The following is a 6,983-nucleotide window of genomic DNA, read 5'->3' as shown; positions in this document are numbered from 1 at the left end:
TCATCGGTCATCGTCTTGATCCTTGGTTCGGTTGGGGGTTGCAACCCAACCCTACCGAAGATCGACGATGACCACCCCGATTTCGGGGGAGCCTGGGGATGATGCCTCCGGGCGCTCTGCGCCCTGCGACATCATCCCCAGGCAAACGCTGTTACACCATTCGGCGGGACGTGACCGCGCCGTCTGGCCAGTGACGTGCGAAGTAAGACGTCGCACCCTTGCGGGTGCGTGGATTGAAACGCCCGCTTTTCGAGGGCTGCCCGCTCGTAGGTGGTCGCACCCTTGCGGGTGCGTGGATTGAAACCGGCACCCCTTCAGAGCCGGCAACCGCGCCGTCAGCCACCGGAATCCCCCCTCACGGCCGGGATCCAGGCCCTTCACCGTTCTTCGTGCAGACAGGAACCTGGATCCCCGCCTTCGCGGGGATGACGGTAGAGAGTGTTGTGTACGGGACATCGGCATCTGTTCATGACATCAACAGTATTCATGTCGGGCGGGCCGGCGCTCATGTCATGCTCTCCGCCGCCAATATTCGTCAGAAATTTATACCGTCATCCCGGCGAAGGCCGGGATCCAGGTAGGCGTCCACAGAATTGGGCGGCGATCACCAGGCGGGCACCGCGCCGTCGGATCCAGGTCGTTCAGCGTTTCGTGCGACAAGAAAGGTGGATCCCCGCCTTTCGCGGGGATGACGGTGGAGAGTGTTGTGTACGGGACATCGGCGTCTGTTCATGACATCAACAGTATTCATGTCGGTCGGGCCGGCGCTTATGTCATGTCCTCCGCCACCCCCGGCCCCCCCTTCACCCGCCCCCCCTTCACCCGCCCCACCCGCCGCCCCACCGCCGGCGTCGCCACCAGTCCCGGCAGGGGGGCCGGCATGCGGCGGCGCCAGTTGGGGTGTTCGTGGACGGTGCCGGGCAGGTTGGGCTGGTCGTCCAGCCCGACCAGGTCTTCCAGCGGGGCCAGCACCAGGGGTGCGCGGCTGCGGCCCAGGAAGTCGAGTGCGGCGTCGATCACCGGGCCGGGCCTGTCGGGGGCGGGGTCGGGGCCGGTGGCGGTGCCGGCCCTGGTGAAGGCGGTCCAGAGCCGGGTGCGGTCGGTGCGGCGGGCCTCCTGCGCCAGCGCCGCGGTCTCGCCGGGTCCGAACAGCGACAGCCGGTCGCGCCAGGCGATATCCAGCCCGCGCCACCAGCCGGCGGTGGTCGGCAGGTCGTGGGTGGTGGTGGTGGCGGTAATGCCGTCTTCCCAGGCCTCGGGCGCCCGGAAATCCTGCGCTGCGTCGCGTTCGAACCACAGCACCCGCGTGCCCATCAGCCTGCGGGCGGCCAGCACTGCGCGGACGCCGTCGGGCACGGTGCCCAGATCCTCGCCGATCACCACCGCCCGGCGGTGCTGCGAGACATCCGCCACCACATCCAGCATTTCCGCCAGCGGATAGCGCAGATAGGCGCCTTCGGCCGGTGACGCGCCGTCGGGGATCAGCCAGAGCCGCATCAGCCCCAGAACATGGTCGATGCGGATGCCGCCGGCCGCGGACAGGGTCGCGTCCAGCATCTGGCGAAAGCCGGCGCAGCCGGTTTCCAGCATCACCCGTGGCGACGGCGCCGCCAGCCCCCAGTTCTGGCCCAGCGGGTTGAACAGATCGGGCGGCGCGCCGATGCTCGCCCCGTTCAGAATACCGCTACGCTCGCTCCACGATTGCGCGCCGCTGCCATCCACCCCGATGGCGAGGTCGGCGATCAGCCCCACCCCCATGCCTGCCCCGGTCGCCGCGCTCTGCGCCCCGGCCAGGCCGCGGAAGGCGAGCCATTGCCGCAGCCGTGCCGCCTCCACCGCTTCGGCGTCGTTTATCGCCACGTTGGACACGGACGATCCCCGAGGGTCGCGAAAATCGTGTGGCCAGGATGGCCAGCCGCCGGTCAACCCCCGGGCGCGGAAGCGGGCATCCAGCACCTCGAACACCGCATGGTCGTCCAGCGCCCGGCCGCGGGCGGCGCGGAAGGCCCGATAGCCGGGATCGGCGGCAAGCCTTGCCCCATGCGCCCCGATCAGATGGTCGATCACCGCCCGCTTGATCGCCGCCACCTCGGGCCAGTCGACCAGCGGCGCCGCCGCCGCGGCGCGGGCGGCAAGGCCCAGCGCTTCCAGCGCCCGGGCGGTTTCCGCCCCGCCCGCGATGTCGTCGGGGTCGATGATCAGCTCGTTCAAAAACAGCCGGCTGGAGGGGGCATAAGGGCTCCAGCGATGCGGATCGGCACCGAACAGGGCATGGACCGGGCTCACCCCCAGGCAGCAGGCCCCGGCCTCCCCCAGGCTGCGGGCCAGCCCGGCAAGGGCTGTCGTATCGCCGCAGCCCAGATCCCCCGATCGCCGCAGCCCGTAAAGCTGCGCGGTCGCCCCCCAGGCCCGCGGCGGTTGCCCGGCCGGCCAGGCCAGGGCGTCGGCCAGGGCGTCGGCCAGGCCGAAACAGCGCGGCCCCGCCGCCGCATCCGGCCGCGGCGGCGGCAAAGCGGTCGCCCGCGCCAGGCTCTCGCGGATCTGCGCCGGGCTGTCGGCCGGCAGGTCCAGCACCGCCAGCAGCGCGCGCAGCGTGTCGGGGGCGACGCTGTGGCCCTGGCCGGCGGCGTCGGTCCAGCTGGTGGCGATGCCGGCGGCGGCGGCCAGCGCCTGCAACTGTTCGTCCAGGCCATTACCGCTTTTGGTTGTATTTCCGCTCATCCCTCGGGCTCCCTCAGCACCGCCGCGGTGGTCATGGGCGCAAGCGCACCCGTCTCCAGCGCCTCGATCGCCTCCGGGGGCACGAACAGCCAGCGGCCCTCGGGCTTTCCGTCCAGCGGCACCGGGCTGCCGTCCAGATTGCAGAACAGGGTCAGCACGGCGCCGTCGCCCAGCCGCCAGGCGGCGCGCACCGCCTTGGGGCCGATGGCGGCCGCCCCCTCGGACACGGCACCCTCCAGCCGCGGCACGATCTCGCGCTGGCGGAGCGCGATCAGCCCCGCGACCAGGGCGGCCCGGGCGCGGCCGGGCTCACGCGTCGCCTCGTCCGCTTCGGTGCGTGAGGTCTCGAAGGTCAGCGCCGCATTGGGGTCGGGGATGCGGGCGCGGGCCTGATCGTCGGCGAACCGCTCGAACCGGGCGAATTCCCGCCGCCGGCCCTCGCGCACCAGCGGTGCCAGCTCGTCGTGATGATCGGTGAAGAACAGGAAGGGCCGGGTGCTGCCCCAATCCTCGCCCATGAACATCAGCGGGATGGTGGGTGCCAGCAGGATCAGCGCGGTCGCCGCCGCCACCCCCGCCACCGGCGCCAGGCTGGTCAGCCGCTCGCCGAAGGCGCGGTTGCCGATCTGGTCGTGGTTCTGCGGGAAGTTGACGAAGGCGGTGGGCGGCAGATGGCCGCTGGGCTCGCCCCGCCTCTCGCCGCCGCGATAGGCCGACGGGTCGCCCTGATAGATGAAGCCTTCGGCCAGCGCCCGGGCCAGGCGGTCGGCCGGGGCCTCGGCATAATCGGCGTAATAGCCGTCTGTCTCGCCGGTCAGCAGCACATGCATCACATGGTGCATGTCGTCGTTCCACTGCGCGTCATAAAGCCCCGGCGCCAGATGGCGGGCGGCATTGCCGTCATGTTCCAGCACCAGATGGACATGGCGGCCGGGCTCGGTCTCGCTCCGGATCCGGGCCGCGGTCTCGTCCAGCCAGTCGGGATCGGGGATGGCATGGACGGCATCGAAGCGCAGCCCGTCGAAGCGGTATTCGTTCAGCCAGTAGAGCGCGTTTTCGGTGAAATGGCGGCGCACCTCCGGCCGGCGGAAATCGATCGCCTCGCCCCAGGGGGTGTCGATGTCGTCGCGGAAGAAGCCGCCGGCATAGCCGTGGATATAGTTCCCGTCCGGCCCGAAATGATTGTAGACCACGTCCAGGAACACCATCAGCCCCAGACCATGGGCGGTGTCGATCAGGGTCTTCAGCTCTTCGGGGCTGCCATAGGCATGGTCGGGGGCATAGGGCAGCACGCCGTCATAGCCCCAGTTGCGGGCGCCGGGGAAATCATTCACCGGCATCAGCTCGATGGCGGTGAAACCGCGGGCCGCAATCTCGGCCAGGCGGCGGGGGACGCCGGCGAAGCCGTCCCACAGCCCGGCATGCACTTCCAGAATCACCGCCTCGCGCCAGGGCCGGCCGCGCCACTCGCCATGGCGCCAGAGAAAGGCCTCGGGGTCGATCACTTCCGATGGCCCGTGGACATCCTCGGGCTGGAAGCGCGACACCGGGTCGGGGACCACCAGATCCTCGCCCATGCCATAGCGATAGCGGGTGCCGGGGCCGCACTCGACCGTCGCCTCGTGCCAGCCCTCGCCCAGCGCCGTCATGTCGAGGGGGGTGCCGCCCTCGATCAGCAGCCGCACCCGGCCATGATCCGGCGCCCAGATCCTGAACCGGGTCCGCCCCGACCCGACCGGTTCTGCCCCGGCCGACAGCGGCTGATGAAAGCGCCGGCCGGGCGGCGGATCGGCCGGCAGCGATGCCGCCAGCAATTGCAGGCTGCGGGCCCGCACCGTCACCCGGCCGCCGGTCAGCGGCACCTCGTCGGTCTCGCCGTCGCTCGTGTCCAGAATGCGGGTCCAGGCCAGGCCGTGGCGGGAAAGCGGGCGCAGCGGCAGGATGAAATCCTGATCCCCGGCGCCGGTGTTGAACAGGGTCAGCACGACGTCGAGTTGCCCCGTATCCGACGGGCCGGTGCGGACCAGCGCCAGCGCCCGGGTGGCCGGGTCGTTCCAGGTTTCGGCCGGCACCGGCCCGCCATCGACGCCGAACCAGGCGATATCGGCCAGATCGAAGGCATAGCGCCGGTCGCCATGCAGAAAGCGGCGGTCGCGCAGCACCGCGAAGCGCCGCCTTGCGGCCGCCACAGCGGCGGTGAAGCGGCTGAGTGCCGCGCCCTCGGGCCGTTGCAGCGCCGCCCAATCCACCCAGGATATCTCGTTGTCCTGGGCATAGGCGTTGTTGTTGCCCTGCTGGCTGCGGCCGAATTCATCACCGCCCAGCAGCATCGGCGTGCCCTGCGACAGCAGCAGGGTGGCGATCATCGCCCGTTGCAGCCGGGCGCGGGTGTCCAGGATCGCCGGGTCGTCGGTCTCGCCCTCGACGCCCCAATTCGCCGACAGGTTGTCGCCATGCCCGTCGCGGTTGTCCTCGCCATTGGCCTCGTTGTGCTTTTCGGCATAGGACACCAGGTCGCGCAGGGTGAAGCCGTCATGGGCGGTGATGAAGTTGACGGATGCCTGGGCGCCGCGATGGCGGTGGTCGAAGATGTCGCCCAATCCGGCCAGAACCGCGGCGAAGCCGGGCAGGCTGCCGTCGTCGCCGCGCCAGGTGCGGCGCACCGTGTCGCGATAGCGGTCGTTCCATTCCGAAAACCCGGGCGGGTGATTGCCCAGCTGATAGCCGCCGGGCCCGGTATCCCAGGGTTCCGAGATCAGCTTGACGCGTGACAGCACCGGGTCCTGTAGGATGGCGTCGAAGAACCCCGACCCGGGGTCGAAACCGGTGCCTTCGCGGCCGAGCGTCACCCCCAGATCGAAGCGGAAGCCGTCGACATGATAGACCTCCACCCAGTGGCGCAGCGAATCCAGCACCATCTGCAGCACCCGCGGATGCGACAGGTTCAGCGTGTTGCCGCAGCCGGTATCGTTGATGCAATAGCGCTCGTCGCCCGGCACCAGCCGGTAATAGCTGGCATTGTCCAGCCCGCGGAAGGACAGCGTCGGCCCAAGCTCGCTGCCCTCGGCGGTGTGGTTATGGACCACGTCCAGGATCACCTCGATCCCGGCGGCGTGCAGCCGGCGCACCGCCACCTTCACCTCGTCCAGCTCACCGGTCGACAGATAGCCGGGTTCGGGGGCGAAAAAGCCGATGCTGTTATAGCCCCAATAGTTCCTCAGGCCCTTGTCGACCAGATGGCGGTCCTGCACGAAGGCATGCACCGGCAGCAGCTCCACGGCGGTCACGCCCAGCCGTAGCAGATGGTCCACGAAGCGCGGATCGGCCAGGGCGGCGAAGCTGCCCCGCTCATGCGGGCGGATATCGTCGCGCCGCATGCTGATGCCGCGCAGATGGGTCTCGTAGATCAGGGTCTCCGTCCAGGGCACCTCCGGGCGGCGATCGTCGCCCCAGTCGAAGGCATCCACCGTCACCACCGCCTTGGGCATGGCCGGCGCGCTGTCGCGCCGGTCGAACGACAGATCGCGCCGGGCCGATCTTGTGCTGTAGCCGAACAGATGATCCGACCAGCGCAGCCGCCCGGCGATCCGCCGGGCATAGGGGTCGAGCAGCAGCTTGTTCGGATTGAAGCGATGGCCGCGCTGCGGTTCATAGGGGCCATGGGCGCGATAGCCATAGACCAGCCCCGGCCCGGCATCGGGCAGATAGCCGTGCCAGACCTCGTCGGTACACTCCGGCAGCGGCATACAGGCGATCTGCCGCCGACCCTGCCCGTCGAACAGGCAGAGATCCACCCGGCTGGCATTGGCCGAGAACACGGCAAAATTGACCCCCAGCCCATCCCAGCGCGCACCGAGCGGCCAGGGACGTCCGGGAAACAGGCGATCGGCCGGGATGGGCATGGGGTGGAACTACCTTCCTTGTCTGGATACGAGGTCTTGGCTCAGCGTGATGTCCGACACCATCCCCACCTGCCCGGCGCGACACTCCCTCCACCGTCATCCCCGCGAAGGCGGGCATCCAGGTTTGTCGCCGTGCGAAGACCGCCGACAAAGCGGCCACCGGCCGGGAGGACGGGAGCGTCGAAGGGCCGACAAAGCCGTGGTCGCGAACGGTCATCGATCATTCCGGCGCCCATGTCCGACACCACCCCCACCCGCCTGCGCCACACCCCCACCACCGTCATCCCCGCGAAGGCGGGGATCCAGGTTTGTCGCCCTGCGAAGACCGCCGACAAACCGGGCGCCGGCCGGGATGACGGG

The 6,983-nt window shown here is 69.9% G+C and carries 1 protein-coding gene and 2 pseudogenes; all 3 read right to left on the bottom strand.

Going from position 1 to position 6,983, the window contains the following annotated elements:
* Window positions 1-768 precede the first annotated feature (768 nt).
* Window positions 769-2,721, bottom strand: a complete 1,953-nt coding sequence (malQ, locus tag CMO28_RS20120; protein ID WP_296716191.1) for a 4-alpha-glucanotransferase — start codon at window positions 2,719-2,721, stop codon at window positions 769-771.
* Window positions 2,718-4,382: pseudogene (gene treZ, locus CMO28_RS29950) on the bottom strand (malto-oligosyltrehalose trehalohydrolase); the annotation flags it as partial. The pseudogene treZ and the gene malQ, both read right to left, overlap by 4 nt.
* Before the next feature lie 126 nt (window positions 4,383-4,508).
* Window positions 4,509-6,623, bottom strand: a pseudogene (gene glgX / locus CMO28_RS29945) (glycogen debranching protein GlgX); the annotation flags it as partial.
* Between the last annotated feature and the right edge of the window lie 360 nt (window positions 6,624-6,983).

This window comes from Tistrella sp. (assembly GCF_002684955.1).
GTDB classification, from domain to species: domain Bacteria; phylum Pseudomonadota; class Alphaproteobacteria; order Tistrellales; family Tistrellaceae; genus Tistrella; species Tistrella mobilis.
The sequence above is the reverse complement of the archived record's forward strand: the minus strand, read 5'-3'. Positions and strand labels throughout refer to the sequence as shown.